Below are 21802 nucleotides of genomic sequence, written 5' to 3'. Positions count from 1 at the left end.
GCCCGCGCAGCCCCTAGCGTCCGGCGAAGCGGCGATAGTCCGCCATCCGCTTTTCCCAGTTGCCACCGTTGAGATAGTCGACGGCGATTTCCAGGCCGTTCGGCGTCAGATCGAGTTCCGGGGCCAGCGGGCCGGTCAGTACGTTGTCGACCGTCATCGAATCGAGATTGTCGCGCGTGATGATCGGCTCGCCCGGCAGCTTCTCGAAGATCGCGGCCTGAAGCCGTGCGGTGCTGTCGGGCAGCGGCAGGATAGGACGCTCACACCCGCAGGCGGCGCCCGCGAAACGCACCAGCGCTTCGAGCGTGTACACCTCAGGCCCACCGAGTTCGTACGTCTTACCGATGGTGGCGTCGCATTCCAGCGCCCGCGCAAACGCTTGCGCAACGTCCGTCACATAGATCGGCTGGAAGCGCGCGTTCGCACTGGCCAACGGCACGACCGGCAGACGCCGTTGCAGCTTCGCAAACGTATTCAGGAAATGGTCACCGGGGCCGAAGACCACCGACGGACGAAAGATCGTCGCCGCAGTGCCCGACTCGCGAATGACCGCCTCGCCGTCGCCCTTCGAGCGCTGGTACATGCTCGGGCCGTTCGAATCCGCGCCGAGCGCGCTCATATGAATCAGCCTGGTAACGCCACGGTCATTGCAGGCCTGCGCGATCTTGCGCGGCAGTTCTACATGCGCCCGTGCAAACGCACGGCCGTAGGGCGTGCCGCGGTCGCTATGCAGAATACCGACGAGATTGATGACGGCGTCGCTGCCCGCGATCACGCGCTCAAGGGCGCGCGGGTCGTGCACGTCGCACTCGACGAGTTCCACGCCGGGCAGCACACCGAGCGCCTTGGCGGCTTCGACACGCCGCGTCGGCAAACGCACGGCGTGTCCCAACGTAACCAGCCGGGCCACCAGATGGCTGCCGATGAAGCCAGTGCCACCGACGACACAAACGTTATAGCGCATGCGTCACCTCCGCGTTATGACTGTGGGTTCGCGGCCCCGGCCACACCCCGAGGACAGCCATTGGCCGTCACTGGGGCAAGATAACGCCGAGCCGCTCCTTGAGCGATTGCGGACGGCCCGTGATGATGGCCGAGTAATACATCGTATTCGACAACACGTTCTCGACATACTGACGCGTCTCGTTGAACGGAATCGTCTCAGCAAAGATCGCGCCTTCGACCGGGCGGTCCAGGGTGGAGCGCCACGTGCGCGGCCGTCCCGGGCCGGCGTTGTAACCGGCCGACGCGAGCACGGCCGAGCCGTCGAACTTATTGTAGATATCCGACAGGTAGCTCGTACCCAGACGGATATTGGTATCGATGTCGTGCATCATGCCCGGGCTGTAGTCGATGCCGATCTGCTTGGCGACCATCTTCGCCGTGGCAGGCATCACCTGCATCAGGCCGCCGGCGCCGGCGGACGAACGGGCATTGATGATGAAACGCGATTCCTGACGGATCAGCCCGTACGCCCACGCTTCGTCGAGATCGACGATCTTGGAGAAGCGATCGACCTTGTCGCGGAACGGCATCAGATAGCGCAGCGAGAAGTCGTGCTCCACCTTCGTGCGATCCGCCGTATTCACCGCACGGTCGAACAGTTCGATACCGTTGGCGTACTGCGCGGCGGCGATCAACTGACGGTCGGTCATGTTGCGCAATTCCCAGTTCCACTCGCGGTTGCCTTCGAAGCGCAGCCCCATGTCGTAGAACTTGGCGGCTCGCAGGAAACCGGCGTTCGAGCGGTTGGCGTCGATCTCGGCACGGGTGACGACCGTGCGCGGCGGCAGCATCGTCTTGTTGCCCAGTTCCTCGTTCGCCAACTGACCGTAGAAGTTCGGCTGCGACGCGATCTTCTGGAACTGCGCACGCGCGGCATCGCCCTGCCCGGCCTCGCGCAGCGCGCGACCGTACCAGTAAGTCCAGACACCGTCGTCGCGCAACGCAGCCGGCATCGCTTCGATGCCCGTGCGCACGAGATTCCAGTCACCCGCGCGCAACGCCGCGCGAATCTTCCATTCCTGCGCCGTGTTCGACAGCTTGGCGGTGCCCGCCTGACGGTACCAGTTGATCGCCATCGGATTTTGCGAGAGCGCGCCGCGCATGCCGATCGCACCCCAGCCGATGGCGCGTTCGTCTTGCGACAGGCTGCCCGCGATACCGCTGAAGCTACTCGCGGCGAGCATGGCGTCCGAGCGGGCCATGCGCACGGTGGCGAGCAGCGCCAGTTGACGCGACGCCTCCGAGCCATCCACGCCGCGCGCCAGAATCTGCGCCGGACGCGTCGCCGCCATGTCGAGCAACGTGTCGTCCGGACGCGCCGCACCCAGCGCATCGGCAATCTGCTTGCCCAGCGAGGTGTAGTTCTCCTCGTACGCCAGACGAATCTGATGCCAGACTTCCTGACGCGGCAACTGACCGCTCGCGGCGAGCGTATTGATCATGTCGATGCAACCCTCGCCGTAGTTCTTCGGCGTGGTCAGCAGATCCGTGGCAGCCTGCGTAACGTTCTCCCCGCGCGAGGCACGCGACATCAGCGCATAGCATTTGACCTGGGTGTCGTCGTCGAGGGCGAACTTCGGATATTCGGCGTCGAACGTGCGCCAGTCGTGACGCTTGCCCAGCACGAGCAGCCAGTCGTTGCGCATGCGATCGGCAATGGCCTGACCGTCATACGTGCGCAAGAAGGCGCGGATATCGTCGTCGGGTGCGTCGAGCAGCGCCTTGCCCGAACGGTCGAACATGCGCGGCTTGATCTGGAAATACTGGACGTACGACGGCACGTCGTAGTCGGTGAGCATGGCGGCGAGCGCGGCGGCGCGCGGTGCGTCGTTGCTGCGGGCCGCTTCGCGCAGTTGGACGAAGATGTCGTCCGGCGAGCGCTGCGACAGCGCGTCGGCCGATGGCGCCGAGCGGCTTGCCGCCGACTGCGCCTTGGGACGCCCTGTCGCCTGGGTCGTGCTGCAGGCCACCAGCGCGGCAGCGGTCAGGACGAGCGCGGCGGCGCGATATACTCGGGTCAAACGTTCGGACATCTTCGTGGAGCGTCGGGTAAAAAGTGAATTCAAGCATAGCACGGGACCCCGCCCAATCGGCGGCTCAGACGTCTGGAAATGGGGCGGACGCAACGTCTGTGAACGCACGCCCGAAGGCCTTACTGCGCCGTACGCTGCTCAACGCCCGCAGCACCCTCGACGCACGCGCCGAGCGTGACGCCGCACTCGCCACCCGGCTGGCCGAAGAACTTTCGCGCCGCGCCCCGCGCTGCATCGGCTTCTACTGGCCCATTCAGGATGAATTCGACGCTCGCGACGTCGTCGCTTCATGGCTGGCCGCTGCGTCACCTGATACCCCCAGATTCGCCGCCCTGCCGGTCGTCACCGCACCGGCCACCCCGCTGGTCTTCCATCGCTGGACGCCCGACACCCCAATGATGGAAGGCCGCTACCGCATTCCCGTCCCGCGCGACACGGAAGTGCGGGTTCCTGACCTGCTGCTGGTGCCCTGTGTCGGCTTTACGCGGGACGGCCTGCGCCTCGGCTACGGCGGCGGCTTCTACGACCGCACCCTGCATGCGATGAAGCCCGCTCCGCAAACGCTCGGCATCGCCTACGACCTTCTCGAAGTTCAGGACCTCAGCGCCGAAGCGCACGACCTGGCGCTCGACGCCATCGTGACGGAATCGGCCACCTACGCTCGCCCTCTCGGCAACCCACGCTAATTCATGACAACGCTCAAGATCCTGCCGCTCGGCGACAGCGCGCTCGTGTGTGAAGCGGGCACCAGCCCGACGTCGGCCAATCTCGCCACGCAGCGCCGAGTCTGGCATGTGGCGACGCTGGCCCGCGACTGGCCCGACGTGCGTGAAGTCGTGCCCGGCATGAACAACCTCACGCTGCTCTTCGATCCGCTCGCGACCGATATCGACGTGCTGAGCGATCGGTTGCGCGATGCCTGGCAGACGCAGCCGTGTGCAGGGGAAGTCGGACGCGACATCGAGATTCCCGTCCACTACGGCGGCCAACACGGCCCCGATCTCGCGGAAGTCGCCAAACACGCGCGCCTGCAACCGAAGACGGTCGTGCAACGCCACACCGCACCGGAGTACATCGTCTACTTCCTCGGCTTCCAACCGGGCTTCGCCTATCTGGGCGGATTGGACGATTCGATTGCCGCACCGCGCCGCGCAGAGCCGCGGTTGTCCGTGCCCGCTGGTTCGGTCGGCATCGGCGGCAATCAGACCGGTATCTATCCGCTCAACTCGCCGGGCGGCTGGCAGATCATCGGCCACGCCACCAGCGCCCTGTTCGACCCCGCTGCGACACCCCCCGCCCTGCTGGCGCCGGGCGACCGTGTGCACTTCACTATCGCGAGTCTCGACCTGTGATCGACATCCAGCGTGCCGGCCTGCTCACTACCGTTCAGGACCTGGGCCGAACCCGCCAGCGTGCGTTCGGCGTCGCCAGCGGCGGCGCCCTCGACCCGCTCGCCTGCGCCGTCGCCAACCGGCTCGTGGGCAACGACCAGAACACCGCCACCCTCGAAATCACGATGGGGACGTGTGTGATGCGATTCACGTCGGCCACCCTCGTCGCGCTGACCGGCGCGGACTGCCACGCCGATCTCGACGGCGCCCCCGTGTGGTCGTGGTGGCGTTTCCCCGTTGCCAAAGGCCAGACGCTGACGTTGCGCCCCTCGCGCTTCGGCATGCGAACCTATCTGGCCGTGGCCGGTGGCATCGACGTGCCGGAAACACTCGGCTCGCGCAGCACCGATCTGAACGGTGGCTTCGGCGGCTTCGAGGGTCGCGCCCTGCACGACGGCGATCGCATCGCCATCGGACATCCGAGCCCCGCCGCACGCAAAGCTGAGCCGCTGGGCGTGCGCCCGCCGCTGTGGCTGTCCGACCCGCTCGCGCATCGCGTGCGCGTGTTGCCCGGTCCGGAGTACGACGACTTCACGTCCGTCACGCACAAAAGCTTCTGGGAGAACCCGTGGCAGGTCACGCCGAACAGCAACCGCATGGGTTATCGCCTGTCCGGGCCGGAGGCGCTCGCGCGCAAGAAGAACCGCATGCACGACCTGCTCTCACACGGCGTGTTGCCCGGCGTGATTCAGGTGCCTCCGTCGGGACAGCCGATCATTCTGCTGGCCGACGCGCAAACGACTGGCGGCTACCCGAAGATCGGCACGGTGATCACGGCCGATCTCTGGCGGCTCGGGCAGGCACGGCTCGGCAGCACGCTGTACTTTTCGGAATGCACTGCCGCAGAGGCGCGTGAAGCGCTGCGCGAGCAACTGCGCTATCTTGATCAGATCGAACGCGCACTCGCGTGGCACGACCGAGGCATTCTGAGTACGCCGAAGGTGGCCGCCATTACGCGCAAACGCACTTGAATACGCAGACTTGAACACGCAGGACAGGCTGTCCCCGCAGGAGAACGCATGATGAAGATCGACCTGAACGTCGACCTCGGAGAAGGTTGCGATTACGACGAAGCGCTGCTCGCGTTAGTCAGCTCGGCCAATGTGGCGTGCGGCTGGCATGCGGGCGACGCCGGCACGATGCAGCAAGTGGTGCGCTGGGCGCTGGAGAACGGTGTGGCCATCGGCGCACACCCCAGCTTCCCCGACCGCGAGAATTTCGGACGCACCGAAATGCAGCTCCCGCTCGACGAAATCCGCGCGGGCATGCTCTATCAGATCGGCGCGCTCGCGGCGATGGTGCGCGCGCAGGGCGGCTGGCTCACGCACGTCAAGCCGCACGGGGCGCTCTACAATCAGGCGGCGCGCGACCCCGCGCTGGCCGAAACGCTGGTCGAAGCGATTCGCGCTTTCGATACCGATCTCGCCATCTACGGTCTGGCGGGTGGCGAACTCGTGAAGGCGGCGCGCGCGGCCGGCATGCATGCCGTCGAGGAAGTGTTTGCCGACCGTGGCTACAACCCGGATGGCTCGCTGGTCAAACGCGGCACCCCCGGCGCACTGATCGAGCGCGAAGAGGACGCTCTCGCACAAACGCTGATGATGGTGCAGGCGCAGCGCGTGCGCGCCATCGACGGCACGCTCGTCCCGATCCATGCGCAGACCGTCTGTCTGCATGGCGACGGCGAACACGCGCTCGAATTCGCACAGCGCATCCGCAGTTTCCTGCTAGACGAAGGCATCGAAATTGCGCCGGTGCGCTGACACCTCACACGATCATCGTCGACGAAAAAAACGCCGTCGCCGGGCATCCCGGGACGGCGTTTTTGCATGGCGCTAAAGTTGACAGCTTACTGACCGAGCGTCGGCATGACGAGCGACGACGTGGCATTCGCCGGACGCCCTTCCGACCAGCGGCGCGTGACCACCTTCGAGCGCGTGTAGAAGCGCACCGACTCCGGCCCGTAGATATGCTGATCGCCGAACAGCGAATTGCGCCAGCCACCGAACGAGAAGTACGAGACCGGCACCGGGATCGGCACGTTCACGCCGACCATGCCGACTTCGATTTCGTCTTCGAAGCGACGCGCAGCACCGCCCGATGTCGTAAACACCGCCGTGCCGTTCGCATACGGATTGCGGTTGATGAGCGCAATCGCCTCTTCCAGCGTGTTCACACGCACGACCGACAGCACCGGACCGAAGATCTCGTTGCGATAGATCGACATTTCCGGCGTGACGTTATCGAACAGGCACGGACCGATGAAGAAGCCGTCGTCGCGCTGAGCGACCTTCAGGCCACGACCGTCCACCACGAGCTTCGCGCCTTCGTCCACACCGGCATCGACGAAGCCCTTCACCTTATCGCAATGCACACGCGTGATGAGCGGTCCCATTTGCGCGACGGGGTCGGTGCCATCGCCGACCGGCAGCGCCTTCGCGGCTTGCGCGAGACGGGCCACCAGTTGGTCGGCCACGTCGCCCACTGCGACGGCCACCGAGATCGCCATGCAACGCTCACCGGCCGAACCGTAAGCGGCGCCGATCAGTGCGTCGACGGTGAAATCGAGATCGGCATCCGGCATCACCACGCCGTGGTTCTTCGCGCCGCCGAGCGCCTGCACGCGCTTGCCGTGCGCCGACGCCGTGCTGTAGATGTACTGCGCAATCGGCGTGGAGCCGACGAACGACACCGCGTTCACGTCCGGGTGCGTGAGCAGCGCATCGACGGCTGCCTTATCGCCGTTCACTACGTTCAGCACGCCATCGGGCAGACCGGCGTCCTTAGCCAGACGCACCAGCAGCAGCGCCGCCGACGGTACCTTCTCCGACGGCTTGAGCACGAACGTGTTGCCGCACGCTACGGCCATCGGGAACATCCACAGCGGCACCATGGCCGGGAAGTTGAACGGGGTGATGCCCGCGCAGACACCCACCGGCTGATGGATCGAGTACGTGTCGACGCCGGTGCCGACCTGCGGCGCGATCTCGCCCTTGAGCAGATGCGGGATACCGATGGCGAACTCGACCACTTCGATGCCGCGCGTGACCTCGCCACGGGCGTCGTCGAGCGTCTTGCCGTGTTCCTGCGTGATCAGTTGCACGAGGGCTTCGCGGTTCGTCTCAAGCAGTTCGCGGTACTTCATCATCACGCGAGCGCGCTTCATCGGCGGCGTGGCGCGCCAGCCCGGCAGCGCGGCACGCGCGGCGGCGACTGCCGCAGCGACATCCTTCGCACCGCCCAGCGCCACCTGGCGAATCACTTCGCCGGTGGCCGGGTTCGTCACTTCGCCAAAGCGCAGTTCGGCTTCGCCCGACGCGACGCTTGCGCCGCCAATCCAATGCTCGATACGTTCGGTGCTGACTCGTTGGTTCATGTCGATTTCCGTAAATCCTGCGTGAATTCGTTTGTGCTGACGGGTGTCGCGCGGGTGTTGCCTTACGCCGTCTCGCGGATCGCTTCCGCGACGATGCCGAACAACTCGTCGATCTGCGCTTCGCTGATGATGAGCGGCGGCGAGAACGCGAGAATGTCGCCGGTGTAACGGATCAGCGCGCCCTTCTCGAAGCACTTGACGAAGATCTCGTGCGCACGTGCGCCGGGCTTGCCGTCGCGCGTCGACAGCTCGATGCCGCCGACCATGCCGAGGTTGCGAATGTCGACGACGTTCGGCAGGTCGCGCAAACCGTGGATCGACTTTTCGAAGTGCGGGGCGAGCTTGGCGGCACGCTCGAACAGGCCGTCGTTTTTGTAGACGTCGAGCGCAGCGCAGGCAGCGGCGGCCGCCAGCGGGTGCCCCGAGTACGTGTAGCCGTGGAAGAACTCGATGGCACCCGTGTTACCGGCGTCGACGATGGTGTCGTGCACGGACGTCTTCACAGCGACGGCCCCCATCGGCACGGCGGCATTGTTCACGCCCTTGGCCATCGTGATGATGTCCGGCGTCACACCGAAGTACTGCGCTGCGAACGGCTTGCCGAGGCGACCAAGGCCGGTGATGACTTCGTCGAAAATCAGCAGGATGCCGTGTTTGTCGCAGATCTCGCGCAGCTTTTGCAGATAGCCTTGCGGCGGCACCAGCACGCCGGTGGACCCCGCCAGCGGCTCGACGATCACGGCGGCGATGGTTGACGCGTCGTGCAGCGTGACGATGCGCTCCAGTTCGTCGGCCAGATGCGCACCCCACGTGGGCTGTCCCTTGGTGAAGGCAGCTTCCTTGATGTTGAGCGTGTGCGGGAGATGGTCGACGGCAGGCAGCAACTGGCCGGAATACGCCTTGCGGTTCGGCGAAATGCCGCCGACCGAGATGCCGCCGAAGCCCACGCCGTGATAGCCGCGCTCACGACCGATGAGGCGCGTACGCTGGCCTTCGCCGCGCGCGCGATGATAGGCGAGCGCGATCTTGAGTGCGGTGTCGACCGACTCCGACCCCGAGTTCGTGAAGAACACGCGGTCGAGGCCCTGCGGGGTGATCTCGGCGATCTTGGCGGCCGCTTCGAACGCTTTCGGATGCCCCATCTGGAACGTCGGTGCGAAGTCCATCTCACCGGCCTGCTGACGGATCGCTTCGACGATCTCGGTGCGGCAGTGCCCGGCGTTCACGCACCAGAGACCGGCGGTGCCGTCGAGAATCTGACGATTGTCCGACGACGTGTAGTGCATGCCTTCGGCCTTGACCAACAGGCGCGGCGAGCTTTTGAACTGACGGTTGTTGGTGAACGGCATCCAGAACGCCGTCATATCGAGATTCAGGTCTTTCATGTTCATCGCGAGGTCTCCCCAGGGGCATGTCACGGTCAGGAGGTCCCGGGTTGGCGACGCGAAGCCGCTCCACGGGTGGATGGGATGGATGCTACGAGAGGTGAACCGGTACAGACATGTACAGTCACCCGTAAAATGGTTATTCTGTATCGGTCAATTGCCTCAACTGTATTGGCAACAGCCGATGGAGCAGACACCCGCCCGCCCCGTGCCACGTGGGCCGGGGCCGGATGTCATGCCGCTCGGGATTTACCCGTACACCGCAGGTTGAGTGTTCGATCGCGTGACTATTTCGCGCACTTGCCCGCCATCCTTATCAGCACTTTCGTCCCACCATGGTCCAGCCGCTCGCCTTTACCCTGAACCGCGCGCAACCCGAAGCCCTCGTCGACCAGATCGTGCGGGAGGTCGAGCGAGCGTTGCAGCGTCAGACGTTGCACGCGGGCATGCGCATGCCGTCGATCCGGTCACTGGCGAAGGCGCACGGCATCAGCACATTCACGGTGGTGGAGGCGTATGACCGTCTCGTCGCGCACGGCACGCTCGTGGCCCGGCGCGGTGCGGGGTTCTTCGTGGCGGGGGCAGCGGACGCGCGCGAGGCCGGTTCGGCCAACCCCGGCGGGAGTCTGTCGATGGGGGCCGCCGCGAGCGAAGTCACCAACGCCTGGTTGCTCTCGGAGATCTTTGCGGACGATTCCATTGCGGTGAAAAGCGGCTGCGGTTGGCTCCCCGACAGTTGGCTCGACGAGGACGGTCTGCATGGCGCGCTGCGTTCGCTGTCGAAGGGACCGGGCGCGCATTTTGCGCACTATGGGCATCCGCACGGTTATGGACCGTTGCGTCAGTGGCTCGCGCGCCGCCTTGGGGAGTTGTCCATCGACGCGCCGCCCGAGCAGATCGTGCTCACGCACGGTGCCACGCAGGCACTGGATCTTGTGGTGCGCACGTTGCTCAAGCCGGGCGACACAGTGCTGGTCGAAGCCCCGGCGTATTGCAATCTGCTGGCGGTGTTGCGTCTGGCGGGACTGAACGTCGTGGGCATCCCCCGCACCGAAGCCGGGCTGGACCTCGCGGCGCTGGAGCAGGCGGCGCAGACGCATCGTCCGCGCGCGCTGTTCGTGAATCCGGCGTTGCAAAACCCGTTGGGCACGTCGCTCACACCGGCATCGGCGCATCGCATCTTGCAGTACGCCGAGCAGCATGGCTTCTGGATCGTCGAAGACGACATCTATCGCGAGCTTGCCCCGGCGGGCACACCGTCGTTGGCGGCGATGGACGGCTTGTCGCGTGTGATCTACGTCTCCAGCTTTTCGAAGACGATCTCGCCGTCGGTGCGGGTGGGGTATCTGGCGTGTTCGCGCGATCTGGCGCACGAGATCGCGCGCAGCAAGATGGTAGCGGGCCTTACGTCGTCGGAGATCAACGAACGTATCGTGCACGCGATTCTCACCGAGGGACGCCACCGCAAGCACATCGAACGTCTGTCGGATCGACTGACGCGCTCACGTGCCCGTCTCATCACCCAGTTGCAATCGCACGGCGTGACGCTGCTCGCGCAGCCGGAAGGCGGCATGTTCGTGTGCGGCAGCTTGCCGGATGCGACGCAACCCGCCCGCGAACTGGCAGAAGCGGCACTCCTGGAGAGCATCATGCTCGCCCCGGGTGAGTTCTTCCTCGCCCACAACGAACCCTGCCACTGGTTCCGCTTCAACGTCGCGTACTCGGACGATGCGCGTCTGTTCCGATTTCTGGATAAGGCTGCAGCGGGGAAGTTGGCGGCTTGATTTACTAACGCTCTGTGTCCGCTTTCGCCCACGGAACCAGCAAGGCAAATCGATGACGCTCGTTGTCGTAAAACACGATGCGGTTCTTTAGGACAGCCATGCCAATGGCGCCAAGGCTGGCTACGCCACCTTGTCGCGGAACATCTTGCGATGCAACCGGATGCCGCGAGATCAGTTGCCCATTAATCGTCAGGTCAACGAGTCGCAGGCGACCGTCGCTTTCGATCTCGCGCCCCAACAAATCGACAGATCTGCGTCGAGCCTCGCCGACCGCTTCGCCGCTGATCATCGATAGCGGTAGCGTTGTCGCGTATGCGCCCGAATCGACAAGCATGGGGATGCGCGCGGCCTTAAATCCCACAGGAATCGCCATCACGTGATGGATATTGGGTAAAGCGCTTCCGTCGTCAACTCGAATCTTCCCAAGGACCTCCGGCTCGAAGCGTCTGCCAACAAAAAAGCAATCGTCCTTGAAGTTCATTACCGACACGTGGCCACCGGCCAGGTACTGTGGACTGATAATCCCCGAGAAGCCCTCTGCCATCAAAGGCGTCTCATCAATTTCGTAGATCGTCTGGACCGTGCTGCGCCGCTCATCATCCTCCAACTCGATAACGCGTTGACGTGCAGGCGCAGAGGACGCGATTGCGTTCAGGACATGGCTACCAGTGTTAGGCGCGGCTCCTTTGGAGACGAAGCGTGGATCCCAAATGACATGACGATTCGACCCCGAATCGAGTAGCATCCGAGCTGGCTGATTATTGATCGATACCGTAATGAACGGATCGCTCTTTCGCTCCGCGTTGCCGTACTGAATCGTTGACGCAAACACGGGCCTAACGATCGGCCACATATCACTGCACCGCGCTGAACTAGCGTAAGCGAATTGCGGCAGCGAGCATATCAGCGAAAGAAGTGAAGAGAAAACGAATTGTGCGAGTTGCTTGGCAGGCATGAAAGCGGCGAATCCGGCGAGGTGATATTCACGATCTGTGAAGTATCAACGAGCCTTCGGCATTCCGAAATCGGATGATTCCGAAATTGCTCCTGCAATTGGCGACTGAAGCGCCAACGGTCACATTCGGCCGATGATCCTCGAGTCCCTAGGCCTCACACCCCACCCCAAACCGTTCCCGATACGCCACCGGCGTCACGCCGTACTGACGTTGAAACGCGCGGCGCAAGTTCTGCTCGTCGCCGAAACCGACGCGCGCGGCGATGCGTTTGAGCGACGCGTCCGAATCGAGCAATGCGAAGCGCGCCGCCTCCAGACGCATACGTTCCACCGCCTTTGCCGGTGTCGACCCCGTACGCGCGAGATAGCTGCGCGCGAACGTTCTCGGACTCATGTTCGCCTGCTCCGCCAGCCGCATCACCGACAGATCGCCGTCCAGCCGCTCGGACATCCACGCATGCAGATCGCCGAACGGTGCACCCGCCGCGACCTGCTCCTGCAACGGCGGACTGAACTGCGACTGTCCGCCTGCGCGCTTGAGAAACACCACCAGCCGACGCGCCGCCTGTAACGCGACATCCACGCCGCAATCGTCTTCGATCAACGCCAGCCCAAGATCGATGCCCGCTGTGATCCCGGCCGACGTCCACACCGGATCCTCACGCACATAAATCGGATCGGACTCGACCAGCACCTCCGGATAGCACGCCTGCAACATCGCCGTATCCAGCCAATGCGTCGTCGCGCGACGCCCATTGAGCAACCCTGCCGAAGCGAGCACGAATGCGCCCACGCACACCGAACACACGCGCCTCACGCGCGGTGCGTAATCGCGCAACCAGTCACCCACCGGCCCCGGCACCGCCGGACGATGCGCGACCGCGCCGCCCACTGCGATCAGCGTGTCGACTTGCATCGTATCCAGCGCCCGCATCGGCTCCGTGTGCAGCGTAATGCCCGACCCCGTCTCCACCGGACCGCCATGCTCCGACACGACCACGGTCTTGTAGGGCGCGTCCTGCCCCTGCTCCGTTAAGTTGCGGATGACGGCGTGAAACGCATCGAGCGGCCCCGCCAGATCCAGCAGAACGAACGGCGGCACGAGAAGAAACGCGACGAGACGAGGTTGGTTCATGGTGAACGTATCAATATCAAGCCGTCGCGTGCGCCGGACGGCGCTTCGCATCGACGGCGTACCACACGGTCGCCAGCGCCGCGATCGTCAGCAACGGGAACGTCGCCTGATTGATCGTGGCCCAGCCGAAACGCGCCAGCAATTGCCCGGCGAACAGACTCGCCAGCGCAGTGCCCGCAAAGGTGATGAATTCGTTCGCGGCTTGCGCACGCGCGCGCTCGGCCGGACGGTACGACATCGTGAGCAACGTCGTGCCGCCCACGAACATGAAGTTCCAGCCGACGCCGAGAAACGCCAGCGCCGCATAGAAGTACGCGAGACTCGTCGACATCAGCGCGAGGACACCACATAGCGCCGACATACCGATGCCGAGCAGCAGCACCGGCACCACCCCCCAGCGCTTCACCAGATGACCGGAGAAAAACGACGGCGCGTACATGCCGACCAGATGCCACTCGATGATGTGTGCGCCGTCGTCGATGCTGTGGCCGCACGCGACTGCGGCAATCGGCGTCGCCGTCATCACGAACATCATCACCATGAAGCCGATCAGATTGTTCGCAAGCGCTGCGACGTAGATCGGCTGGCGCATGATCTCGCCCAGCGGACGCGCGGGGAGTTCCGCCGCACTGCCCGCCGTCCCGCCCGCTGCGTGCACCGGTAAGTCGCGCAGGAAGCCGACGAGCAACAGCAACGAGATGCCCGAGAGGATCGTCACCACGAGATACGATCCGGCGAACGTCACCGGTGCGAGCCAGTCCTTGCTGCCCGCCGCGAGCGCCGGTCCGATCATGGCCGCCAGCACGCCGCCCGTGAGCACGACCGAGATGGCGCGCGGCTTGTCTTCGACAGGCACGACGTCCGCCGCCGCGAGCCGGTAGTACCGCGCAAACGCCTGAAACACGCCCACGCAAGCCGTCCCCGCGCAGAACATCGCGAAGTGCTTCTCGTAGATCGCCATCACCGACACCAGACCACCCACGGTGCCGAACAGCGCGCCTAGCGCGAAGCCGAGCCGCTGGCCGAAGCGCTGAATCAGCATCGACGCGAAGATTGTCGTAATCGCCGACGCGACGGTAATGAGCGAGAACGGCAGCGTCGCATAGCCCTTGTCGGACGCCAGCATGTAGCCGACGAGGCCGGTCAGCGTGAGGTCGACGGACAACGCCGCCGTATAGAGCGCCTGACAGGCAGCGAGTACGGCGGCATAGCGTCGGCCCAGTCGACGACGCTGGTGTTCGGCAGGCTCGGAAGGTGGCGCGGTGCGCCCGGCAACGGTATCGGTCATGGTGTGATGTCGAGTGAGTGAGAAGTCTTCAGTCGCCGTCATCTTGCCGTCAGCCAATTTGGCACGAATGCCAATCATGCATCAAAAAATGCCATAGCAGCATGTCGGACGCCCTCCGGCGGGGCATTCCCGCACGTCGAGCTGTCGTGCGCATCCGACGCGGCACCGCCCAGGGAAAACCGTTCTCGTTACCGTCATCTCATCCCCTGCGGCCTATACTTTTTGAACCACTTCGCGTGGCGTTCATCGCTCGCTGTGGTTCGTGCATGCGTCATCAGTCCCTTTGTGCGAGGAGAGCATCATGGCTCGCAAATTCATCGATTGCCGGGAATTCCCCAGCGAAATGAACTGTTCGGTAGCGCTTTGCGCAGACTCCGAAGGCGAATTGCTGGAGGCGGCCGTGCAGCATGCGGTCACGGTCCACAAGCACGCTGATTCGGCGGAACTTCGATCGCTTCTGACATCCCTTTTTCACGACGGCACACCCCCCGTAGAATCGCCACGCAAAGCCTAACGCCCTCGCGAGCGAACGGACACGCGCCAAGTCGGTGCGCACCAATACGGCGCGCCGCCGCACCACTGTGTCTCGCGCTCACAGCGGGCTTCCTACAAATCCAACTTCCGCCCCCGTCCCCACGCCATCCGCACGCCGCAGCACGTGCTGGCACGTAGCGGCAGGACGCTGGCACGACCCTTGCGTTAATTCCCCGATACCGGATCGACCGGTCTAACCAGGAAAGGGGAAGACGTACCATGAAACGACGCACGCTACTCCAGATGGCGGCCCTCTCGGGCGCCGCATCGCTCACCGGCATGGCGCCCAACTTGTTCGCGCAGAGCAAGCAGCCCATCAAGATCGGTATCCTGCATTCGCTCTCGGGCACCATGGCCATCTCGGAGACGTCGCTCAAGGACGTCGCGCTCATGACCATTGCCGACATCAACGCCAAAGGCGGCGTGATGGGACGCCCGCTCGAAGCCGTGGTCGTCGACCCGGCCTCGAACTGGCCGCTCTTCGCCGAGAAAGCCCGTCAGTTGCTCACCAAAGACAAAGTCGCCGCCGTATTCGGCTGCTGGACGTCGGTGTCGCGCAAGTCGGTGCTGCCTGTTTTCGAAGAACTCAACGGCCTGCTCTACTACCCGGTGCAGTACGAAGGCGAAGAGATGTCGAAGAACGTCTTCTATACGGGCGCTGCACCGAATCAGCAGGCTATCCCGGCCGTCGAGTATCTGATGGGCAAGGAAGGCGGCAGCGCCAAGCGCTTCTTCCTGCTCGGCACCGATTACGTCTATCCGCGCACGACCAACAAGATCCTGCGTGCCTTCCTGCACTCGAAGGGTGTCGCCGACAAGGACATTCAGGAGGTCTACACGCCGTTCGGCCACAGCGATTACCAGACCATCGTCGCCAACATCAAACAGTTCGCGCAGGGCGGCAAGACCACCGTCATCTCGACGATCAACGGCGATTCGAACGTGCCGTTCTACAAGGAACTCGGCAATCAGGGCATCAAGGCGACGGACGTGCCGGTCGTCGCGTTCTCCGTTGGCGAAGAGGAACTGCGCGGCATCGACACCAAGCCGCTCGTGGGGCATCTGGCCGCGTGGAACTACTTCATGTCGGTCAAGAACCCGACCAACGAAGCGTTCAAGAAGGAATGGTTCGCCTACGTGAAGGCCAAGGGGCTGCCCGGTGGCGACAAGCGCGTGACGAACGACCCGATGGAAGCCACCTACGTTGGCATGCATATGTGGAAGCAGGCCGTCGAGAAGGCGGGCAGCGTGGACGTCGACAAGGTGCGCACCGCCATGATCGGCCAATCGTTCAAGTCGCCGGACGGCTTCGACATGGTCATGGACGGCAATCACCACCTGCACAAGCCGGTGATGATCGGCGAAATCCGCCCGGACGGTCAGTTCAACGTGGTGTGGAAGACGAAGGCGCCGGTGCGCGCCCAGCCGTGGAGCCCGTTCATCGCGGGTAACGAAGGCAAGCCCGACAAGGTCTGATCTTCCTTCCATTCCTTGCGCCGGAGCCGCACACGGCCCTCCGGCGCATGCAGAGGTTTCGCATGATAACGATAAGACGCTGGACCGCTGCCGCCCTTGTCCTGCTTTCGCTGGGCGCTGCGCTGACCCTCTCCCACCCCGCACGTGCCGCCGTCACCGACGCCGACCTCACTGCCCTCGCGGGCGACGACTTCGACGCCAAGGCACAAGCCATCGATCACCTCGCCGCCGACGGTTCGCCGCAGGCGGCCGCACTCCTCAAGGCACTGGCCGACGACTCGGCCGTGACCGTGGGCGAGCGTCTCGCCATTCAGAAGGACGACAAGTACATCGATCCGATCACGGGTGCGCCGGTCAAAGCCGACGACGCCGGGTCGCTCACACTGAACAACGTACTGCGTGCGAAGGTTGCGACGGCCGCCGCCGCCGGTGCGCTGCTGTCGCCCGATCGCGACGCGCGCGCGCAAGCGATCGACACGATGTTGCAGAACCCGTCGCCCGCGTTCAAGACGCTGATCGAACAAGCGCGTCAGAAGGAAACCGATCCCGCATTGCGCAAACGTCTCGATCAGCTCTGGGCGCAGTCGGCGCTGCACGATACCGATCCGAAGAAGCGCCGTGAAGCCATCGATCTGATTGCCACCGCTGGCGATCCACAAATGCGCGACCTGCTGCTGCCCATCGTCGCGAAGCAGGCGGACGGCACCTACGCCGAGCCCGACGCCACCGTGCGCAGCGCCGCCGACATCGCGCTCACGCAACTGGCGGCCGCACAACGCCGCAGCGAGTTCTTCGGCACGGTGTTCGCCGGACTGTCGCTCGGCAGTGTGCTGCTGCTCGCAGCACTCGGGCTGGCGATTACGTATGGACTGATCGGCGTCATCAACATGGCGCACGGCGAGTTTCTGATGGTCGGAGCGTACGCCACCTATGTCGTGCAGACGCTGTTCCAACGCTTCCTGCCGGGGGCGTTCGACTTCTATCTCGTCGCCGCCGTGCCCGCCGCGTTCGTCGTCGCGGCCGCGCTCGGCTTCGTGCTGGAGCGCACCGTCATCAAGCATTTGTACGGGCGCCCGCTGGAGACGCTGCTCACCACGTTCGGCATCAGCCTGTTGCTGATTCAGGCGGTGCGCACGCTGTTCGGCGCGCAGAACGTCGAGGTCATCAATCCGTCTTGGATGAGCGGCGGCGTCGCGGTGCTGCCGAACTTGATGCTGCCGTACAACCGCATCGTAATTCTGGTGTTCGCGCTGGTTGTGGTGGCGCTCACGTGGTCGGTACTCAATCTCACGCGCCTCGGCCTGTTCATTCGCGCCGTGACGCAGAACCGCTCAATGGCCGCGTGCGTAGGCGTGAAGACGGGACGCGTCGACAGTTACGCTTTCGCTTTCGGCGCGGGCATCGCCGGTCTTGGCGGCTGCGCCCTCTCACAGATCGGCAACGTCGGCCCGGACCTCGGTCAAAGCTACATCATCGATTCGTTCATGGCAGTGGTGCTGGGCGGCGTGGGACAACTTGCGGGGACGATCGTCGGCGCATTCGGTCTGGGCATCGCCAACAAGCTGCTCGAACCCGTGTGGGGCGCAGTGCTCGCGAAGATTGCCGTGCTGATCCTGATCGTGCTGTTCATCCAGAAACGCCCGCAGGGCATGTTTGCGCTCAAAGGGCGCAGTGCGGAGGCCTGAATGCAGACGTCGAACTTTCTTCCCGAAGGTGTCGCCCCGACGACGCCACTGGACGTGCCCGCGCGCGCCCGTCTGTTGCCGAAACACGTCGCTCCGGTGCTGCTGGCGTTCGTGCTGGCCGTGATGGTAATCGTGCCGGTGTGTGCGCTGGTGTTGCCAGCCACACATCCGTTGCATCTGTCGGCGTACGCCATGACGCTCGTCGGCAAGATCATGTGCTACGCGATTGCCGCGCTGGCGCTCGATCTCGTGTGGGGGTACTGCGGCATTCTGAGCCTCGGGCACGGCCTGTTCTTCGCGCTCGGCGGCTATGCGATGGGGATGTACCTTATGCGCGGCATCGGGCGCGACGGCGTGTATCACAGCGACCTGCCCGACTTCATGGTGTTCCTCGACTGGAAGGAACTGCCGTGGTACTGGACCGGCACCGAGCACTTCGCTTGGGCGATGTTCCTCGTCGTGGCGCTGCCGGGCGTGGTCGCATGGATCTTCGGATATCTGGCATTCCGCTCACGAGTGAAGGGCGTTTATCTGTCGATCATCACGCAAGCGCTGACGTTCGCCGCCATGCTGCTGTTCTATCGCAACGAGACCGGCTTCGGCGGCAACAATGGCTTCACCGACTTCAAGCGCATTCTGGGTTACTCGATCACCTCGGCGAACACACGCACGGTACTGTTTCTGGTGACGTTCGCCGTTCTGGTCGGCGCGTTCCTGCTGTGCCGTGCACTGGTGGTCTCCAAGTTCGGACGCGTGGTCACCGCCATTCGCGATGGCGAGTCCCGCGCCATGTTCCTCGGCTATCGTCCGCTCAGCTACAAGCTGTTCGTCTGGACGCTGTCGGCCATGCTGTGCGGCATTGCCGGTGCGCTCTATGTACCTCAGGTCGGCATCATCAACCCGAGCGAGATGGCCCCGGTCAACTCCATCGAAATGGCGATCTGGGTCGCCATCGGCGGACGCGGCTCGCTCGTCGGTGCGATTGCCGGTGCGTTCATCGTCAACGGCGCTAAGAGCTTCTTCACCGCTTACTTCGCCGAATACTGGCTGTTCTTCCTCGGCGCGATGTTCGTGCTGGTACCGCTGCTGCTGCCGCAGGGCGTGATGGGTCTGGTCACGCAACTCTCGCGCAAGCGCGACCGCCACGCCCCCATCGCCGCGGAAGGCGACGTGCCCCATTCCGTTTCGGGAGACCGTGCATGAGACCCGATTACGACATCAGTTGGCAGCAGGCCGATGCGCCGCAGGCTTCCGTTTCGGTCAGCGGCGACGCGACGGGCATGTCGCACCTCGTGGTGCCCGGCGAAATCGACACGTCGCACGGCCTCATCCTGTATCTGGAAAACATCTGCGTTTCGTTCGACGGCTTTCGTGCGCTGAACGATCTTTCGCTGTCGATCAAGACCGACGAACTGCGCTGTATCATCGGCCCCAACGGCGCAGGCAAAACAACGATGATGGACGTGATCACGGGCAAGACGCGCCCCGACTCGGGACGCGCCTTCCTCGGCCAGACGCTCGACCTCACGCGTCTGGACGAACCGGCCATCGCGCAGGCGGGTGTCGGGCGCAAGTTCCAGAAGCCGACCGTCTTCGAGCATCACAGCGTCTGGGAAAATCTCGAACTCGCGTGTGCGGGCGACAAGCGATGGTTCCATGCGCTATGGGCCGTGCTGACGCCGACCATCAAACGTCGTGTCGAGGAAGTGCTGGCGCTCACGCATCTGGAACATCAGGCGCATGTGCGCGCGGGGCAGTTGTCGCACGGTCAGAAGCAACGACTGGAGATCGGGATGTTGCTGATGCAGCAACCGCAGTTACTGTTGCTGGATGAGCCCGCCGCGGGCATGACCGACGAAGAGACGGCGCAACTGGCCGAGTTGCTCAACCGTCTACGTGGACATTGCTCGATGATGGTGGTCGAGCACGACATGGCGTTCGTCGCCGCGCTCGCGGGGGAGGCCGGTCTCGTCACCGTGATGGCCGAAGGCCGGGTGCTCGCCGAAGGCACGCTCGACGCTGTGCAACGCGACGAGCGCGTGATCGAATCGTATCTGGGACGTTGACCATGCTGGAAATTCACGCACTCAATCAGTTCTACAGCGGCAGTCACATCCTGCGCAACGTCGAGTTCACGGTGCCCGATGCGCAACTCACCGTACTGCTCGGACGCAACGGCGTGGGCAAGACGACGCTCCTCAAATGCCTCATGGGCGTGGTGCCGGTGAAGTCGGGCAGCATCGCGTGGCGCGGCAAAACGCTGACGTCGGCCCCGTCCTATGCGCGCGTATCGAGCGGCATGGCATACGTGCCACAAGGCCGCGAGATCTTCCCGCGCCTCACCGTCGAAGAAAATCTGCTGATCGGTGCCGCGAGCCGCCCGTCGCGTGAAGCGAAGCGCGGCGTGCCCGACGATATCTACGAGTTGTTCCCCGTGTTGCGCGACATGAAGCAGCGACGCGGCGGCGATCTGTCCGGTGGACAGCAGCAGCAACTCGCCATCGGGCGCGCGCTCATGAGCGAGCCGCAACTGATGATTCTGGACGAGCCGACGGAGGGCATTCAGCCGTCGATCATCAAGGACATCGGTCGCACGCTGCGACGTCTGGTCGATGAGCGTGGCATGACGGTGTTGCTGGTCGAGCAGTACTACGACTTCGCACTCGAACTCGCCGACCACTATCGCGTGATGAGCCGCGGCGCCATCGTCGCAAGCGGGCTGGGCAAGGACATGGAAGCCGACGGCGTGCGGCACATGGTGGCAGTGTGATGGCGTCGACGGAAACCGGCTGGCACGCCGAGTTGACGCTCGGCTTCGAGCGACATGACGCCCGCACGGTGCTCGCGACGCGCCGTCATCAGGGGCCGCTCGTGGTGCAGAAGTCGTTGCATCCGGAAGGCCCCGGCATCTGCCATGCGGTCGTCGTGCATCCGCCCGGTGGCATCGCGGGCGGCGACGCGTTGTCCATCGATATCGACGTCGGCCGCGACAGCCACGCCGTGCTGACGACGCCCGGCGCGACCAAGTGGTACAAGTCGCAGGGCCGCTTTGGCACGCAGGACATTACGTTGACGGTGCACGACGGCGCAAAGCTCGACTGGCTGCCGCTGGAGAACATCGTGTTCGAGCATGCGGATGCGCGTCAGCGGGTGACGGTGCGGCTCGGCGAGAACGCAAGCGTCATCGGCTGGGACGCGACGCTGCTTGGTCGTCAGGCCGCGGGGGAGCAGTGGACGCAAGGCCGCTGGTGTTCGAACTTCGCACTGCGCGACGCGCAGGATCGTCTGCTGTGGGCCGAACAGGCGGTGCTCGGTGCGGAGGATGCTCAGCGCACCGGCGCGACCGGCCTCGCGAGCTTCCCCGTCTTCGCGGCGCTCTGGGCGGTCGGACCGGCATGTACCCGCGAGCTGGCCGAGACCTTGGCCGAGGGGCTGCCGTTCAGCGAGGACATCCGTGCAGGTATCACGTGCCTGCCCGGCAATGTCCTCGTCTTGCGCGCGCTCGGCCGAGAGATGGAGACGGTGCGCCAACTGCTCATCGCGCATTGGCTGAAGCTACGTCCGATCGTTCATGGGGCACCGGCCGAGCCGCTTCGAATCTGGGCGACGTGAGGGCCTTGCCGACGCACCAATACGGTGAACCCGTCGGCATCGAACCTTCGACATCCGCCTTTTTCGCACCAATATAGGGCGCGCCGAAAACGCATCGGGCGTTCCGGCTATCCCTCACTTCGTTGACCGACGGACCCCGCCGC

General features: G+C 64.3%; 19 protein-coding genes. 12 read left to right on the top strand and 7 right to left on the bottom strand.

Annotation, left to right across the window (positions count from 1 at the left end):
• Window positions 1-13: 13 nt before the first annotated feature.
• Both PAN31117_RS00455 and PAN31117_RS00450 read right to left on the bottom strand, forming a co-directional pair.
• Window positions 14-964: a complex I NDUFA9 subunit family protein gene (locus PAN31117_RS00455; RefSeq protein WP_150736473.1), complete on the bottom strand. Its 951-nt coding sequence runs from the start codon at window positions 962-964 to the stop codon at window positions 14-16.
• 67 nt (window positions 965-1031) lie between these two features.
• Complete coding sequence (locus PAN31117_RS00450) at window positions 1032-3038, bottom strand: lytic transglycosylase domain-containing protein (RefSeq protein WP_150736472.1); 2007 nt, start codon at window positions 3036-3038, stop codon at window positions 1032-1034.
• A 98-nt stretch (window positions 3039-3136) separates the two neighbouring features.
• Here PAN31117_RS00450 and PAN31117_RS00445 point away from each other — a divergent pair, with 98 nt between their 5' ends.
• The 4 genes from PAN31117_RS00445 to pxpA are packed head-to-tail and all read left to right on the top strand — an operon-like array spanning window position 3137 to window position 6192.
• Window positions 3137-3724, top strand: coding sequence for a 5-formyltetrahydrofolate cyclo-ligase (locus tag PAN31117_RS00445; RefSeq protein ID WP_246188855.1), 588 nt, complete (start codon window positions 3137-3139; stop codon window positions 3722-3724).
• A 3-nt stretch (window positions 3725-3727) separates the two neighbouring features.
• The gene (pxpB, locus tag PAN31117_RS00440; protein ID WP_150736471.1) at window positions 3728-4390 is read left to right on the top strand and encodes a 5-oxoprolinase subunit PxpB; all 663 of its coding nucleotides are present in this window, start codon (window positions 3728-3730) and stop codon (window positions 4388-4390) included.
• The gene (locus tag PAN31117_RS00435; protein ID WP_150736470.1) at window positions 4387-5400 is read left to right on the top strand and encodes a 5-oxoprolinase subunit C family protein; all 1014 of its coding nucleotides are present in this window, start codon (window positions 4387-4389) and stop codon (window positions 5398-5400) included. The genes pxpB and PAN31117_RS00435 overlap by 4 nt, the downstream gene beginning before the upstream one ends.
• Before the next feature lie 51 nt (window positions 5401-5451).
• A complete protein-coding gene (gene pxpA, locus PAN31117_RS00430) occupies window positions 5452-6192 on the top strand; it encodes a 5-oxoprolinase subunit PxpA (RefSeq protein ID WP_174990787.1) in 741 nt (246 codons plus the stop codon).
• A gap of 86 nt (window positions 6193-6278) precedes the next feature.
• Here pxpA and PAN31117_RS00425 read toward each other — a convergent pair whose 3' ends face one another.
• Window positions 6279-7805, bottom strand: a complete 1527-nt coding sequence (locus PAN31117_RS00425) for a CoA-acylating methylmalonate-semialdehyde dehydrogenase (RefSeq protein WP_150736468.1) — start codon at window positions 7803-7805, stop codon at window positions 6279-6281.
• 62 nt (window positions 7806-7867) lie between these two features.
• Window positions 7868-9196 carry an omega-aminotransferase AptA gene (aptA, locus tag PAN31117_RS00420; RefSeq protein ID WP_150663971.1) on the bottom strand — a complete coding sequence of 443 codons (1329 nt, stop codon included), beginning with the start codon at window positions 9194-9196 and terminating at the stop codon, window positions 7868-7870.
• A gap of 329 nt (window positions 9197-9525) precedes the next feature.
• On the opposite strand from aptA, the gene PAN31117_RS00415 reads away from it, so the two are divergent.
• The gene (locus PAN31117_RS00415) at window positions 9526-10974 is read left to right on the top strand and encodes an aminotransferase-like domain-containing protein (RefSeq protein ID WP_150736467.1); all 1449 of its coding nucleotides are present in this window, start codon (window positions 9526-9528) and stop codon (window positions 10972-10974) included.
• Window positions 10975-10978: 4 nt separating this feature from the next.
• On the opposite strand, the gene PAN31117_RS00410 is transcribed toward PAN31117_RS00415, so the two are convergent.
• From PAN31117_RS00410 to PAN31117_RS00400, 3 genes are all read right to left on the bottom strand, one after another.
• Window positions 10979-11929: a hypothetical protein gene (locus tag PAN31117_RS00410; protein WP_150736466.1), complete on the bottom strand. Its 951-nt coding sequence runs from the start codon at window positions 11927-11929 to the stop codon at window positions 10979-10981.
• A 148-nt stretch (window positions 11930-12077) separates the two neighbouring features.
• Window positions 12078-13064, bottom strand: coding sequence for a GlxA family transcriptional regulator (locus PAN31117_RS00405; RefSeq protein ID WP_150736465.1), 987 nt, complete (start codon window positions 13062-13064; stop codon window positions 12078-12080).
• A 16-nt stretch (window positions 13065-13080) separates the two neighbouring features.
• Window positions 13081-14352 carry an MFS transporter gene (locus tag PAN31117_RS00400; RefSeq protein ID WP_150736464.1) on the bottom strand — a complete coding sequence of 424 codons (1272 nt, stop codon included), beginning with the start codon at window positions 14350-14352 and terminating at the stop codon, window positions 13081-13083.
• Window positions 14353-14653: 301 nt separating this feature from the next.
• Here PAN31117_RS00400 and PAN31117_RS00395 point away from each other — a divergent pair, with 301 nt between their 5' ends.
• The 7 genes from PAN31117_RS00395 to PAN31117_RS00365 all read left to right on the top strand — a co-directional run bounded on the left by PAN31117_RS00395 (window position 14654) and on the right by PAN31117_RS00365 (window position 21659).
• Window positions 14654-14866, top strand: coding sequence for a DUF1059 domain-containing protein (locus tag PAN31117_RS00395; RefSeq protein WP_150736463.1), 213 nt, complete (start codon window positions 14654-14656; stop codon window positions 14864-14866).
• Window positions 14867-15165: 299 nt separating this feature from the next.
• The gene (gene urtA / locus PAN31117_RS00390) at window positions 15166-16362 is read left to right on the top strand and encodes an urea ABC transporter substrate-binding protein (RefSeq protein WP_370855713.1); all 1197 of its coding nucleotides are present in this window, start codon (window positions 15166-15168) and stop codon (window positions 16360-16362) included.
• Between the two features lie 62 nt (window positions 16363-16424).
• Window positions 16425-18047: an urea ABC transporter permease subunit UrtB gene (urtB, locus tag PAN31117_RS00385; RefSeq protein ID WP_150736461.1), complete on the top strand. Its 1623-nt coding sequence runs from the start codon at window positions 16425-16427 to the stop codon at window positions 18045-18047.
• On the top strand, window positions 18048-19250 hold the full coding sequence (urtC, locus tag PAN31117_RS00380; protein ID WP_150736460.1) for an urea ABC transporter permease subunit UrtC: 1203 nt from the start codon (window positions 18048-18050) through the stop codon (window positions 19248-19250).
• On the top strand, window positions 19247-20113 hold the full coding sequence (gene urtD / locus PAN31117_RS00375) for an urea ABC transporter ATP-binding protein UrtD (RefSeq protein WP_150660928.1): 867 nt from the start codon (window positions 19247-19249) through the stop codon (window positions 20111-20113). Before urtC ends, urtD begins: the two co-directional genes overlap by 4 nt.
• Window positions 20114-20115: 2 nt before the next feature.
• Entirely contained in the window at window positions 20116-20817 is a 702-nt protein-coding gene (gene urtE, locus PAN31117_RS00370) for an urea ABC transporter ATP-binding subunit UrtE (RefSeq protein WP_150736459.1), read from the top strand.
• On the top strand, window positions 20817-21659 hold the full coding sequence (locus PAN31117_RS00365) for an urease accessory protein UreD (RefSeq protein ID WP_150736458.1): 843 nt from the start codon (window positions 20817-20819) through the stop codon (window positions 21657-21659). Before urtE ends, PAN31117_RS00365 begins: the two co-directional genes overlap by 1 nt.
• Window positions 21660-21802 lie beyond the last annotated feature (143 nt).

This window comes from Pandoraea anapnoica, from assembly GCF_902459765.1.
Classification (GTDB): Bacteria; Pseudomonadota; Gammaproteobacteria; order Burkholderiales; family Burkholderiaceae; genus Pandoraea; species Pandoraea anapnoica.
Note: the sequence above shows the minus strand (reverse complement) of the source record. Positions and strands in the feature narration are given on the sequence as shown.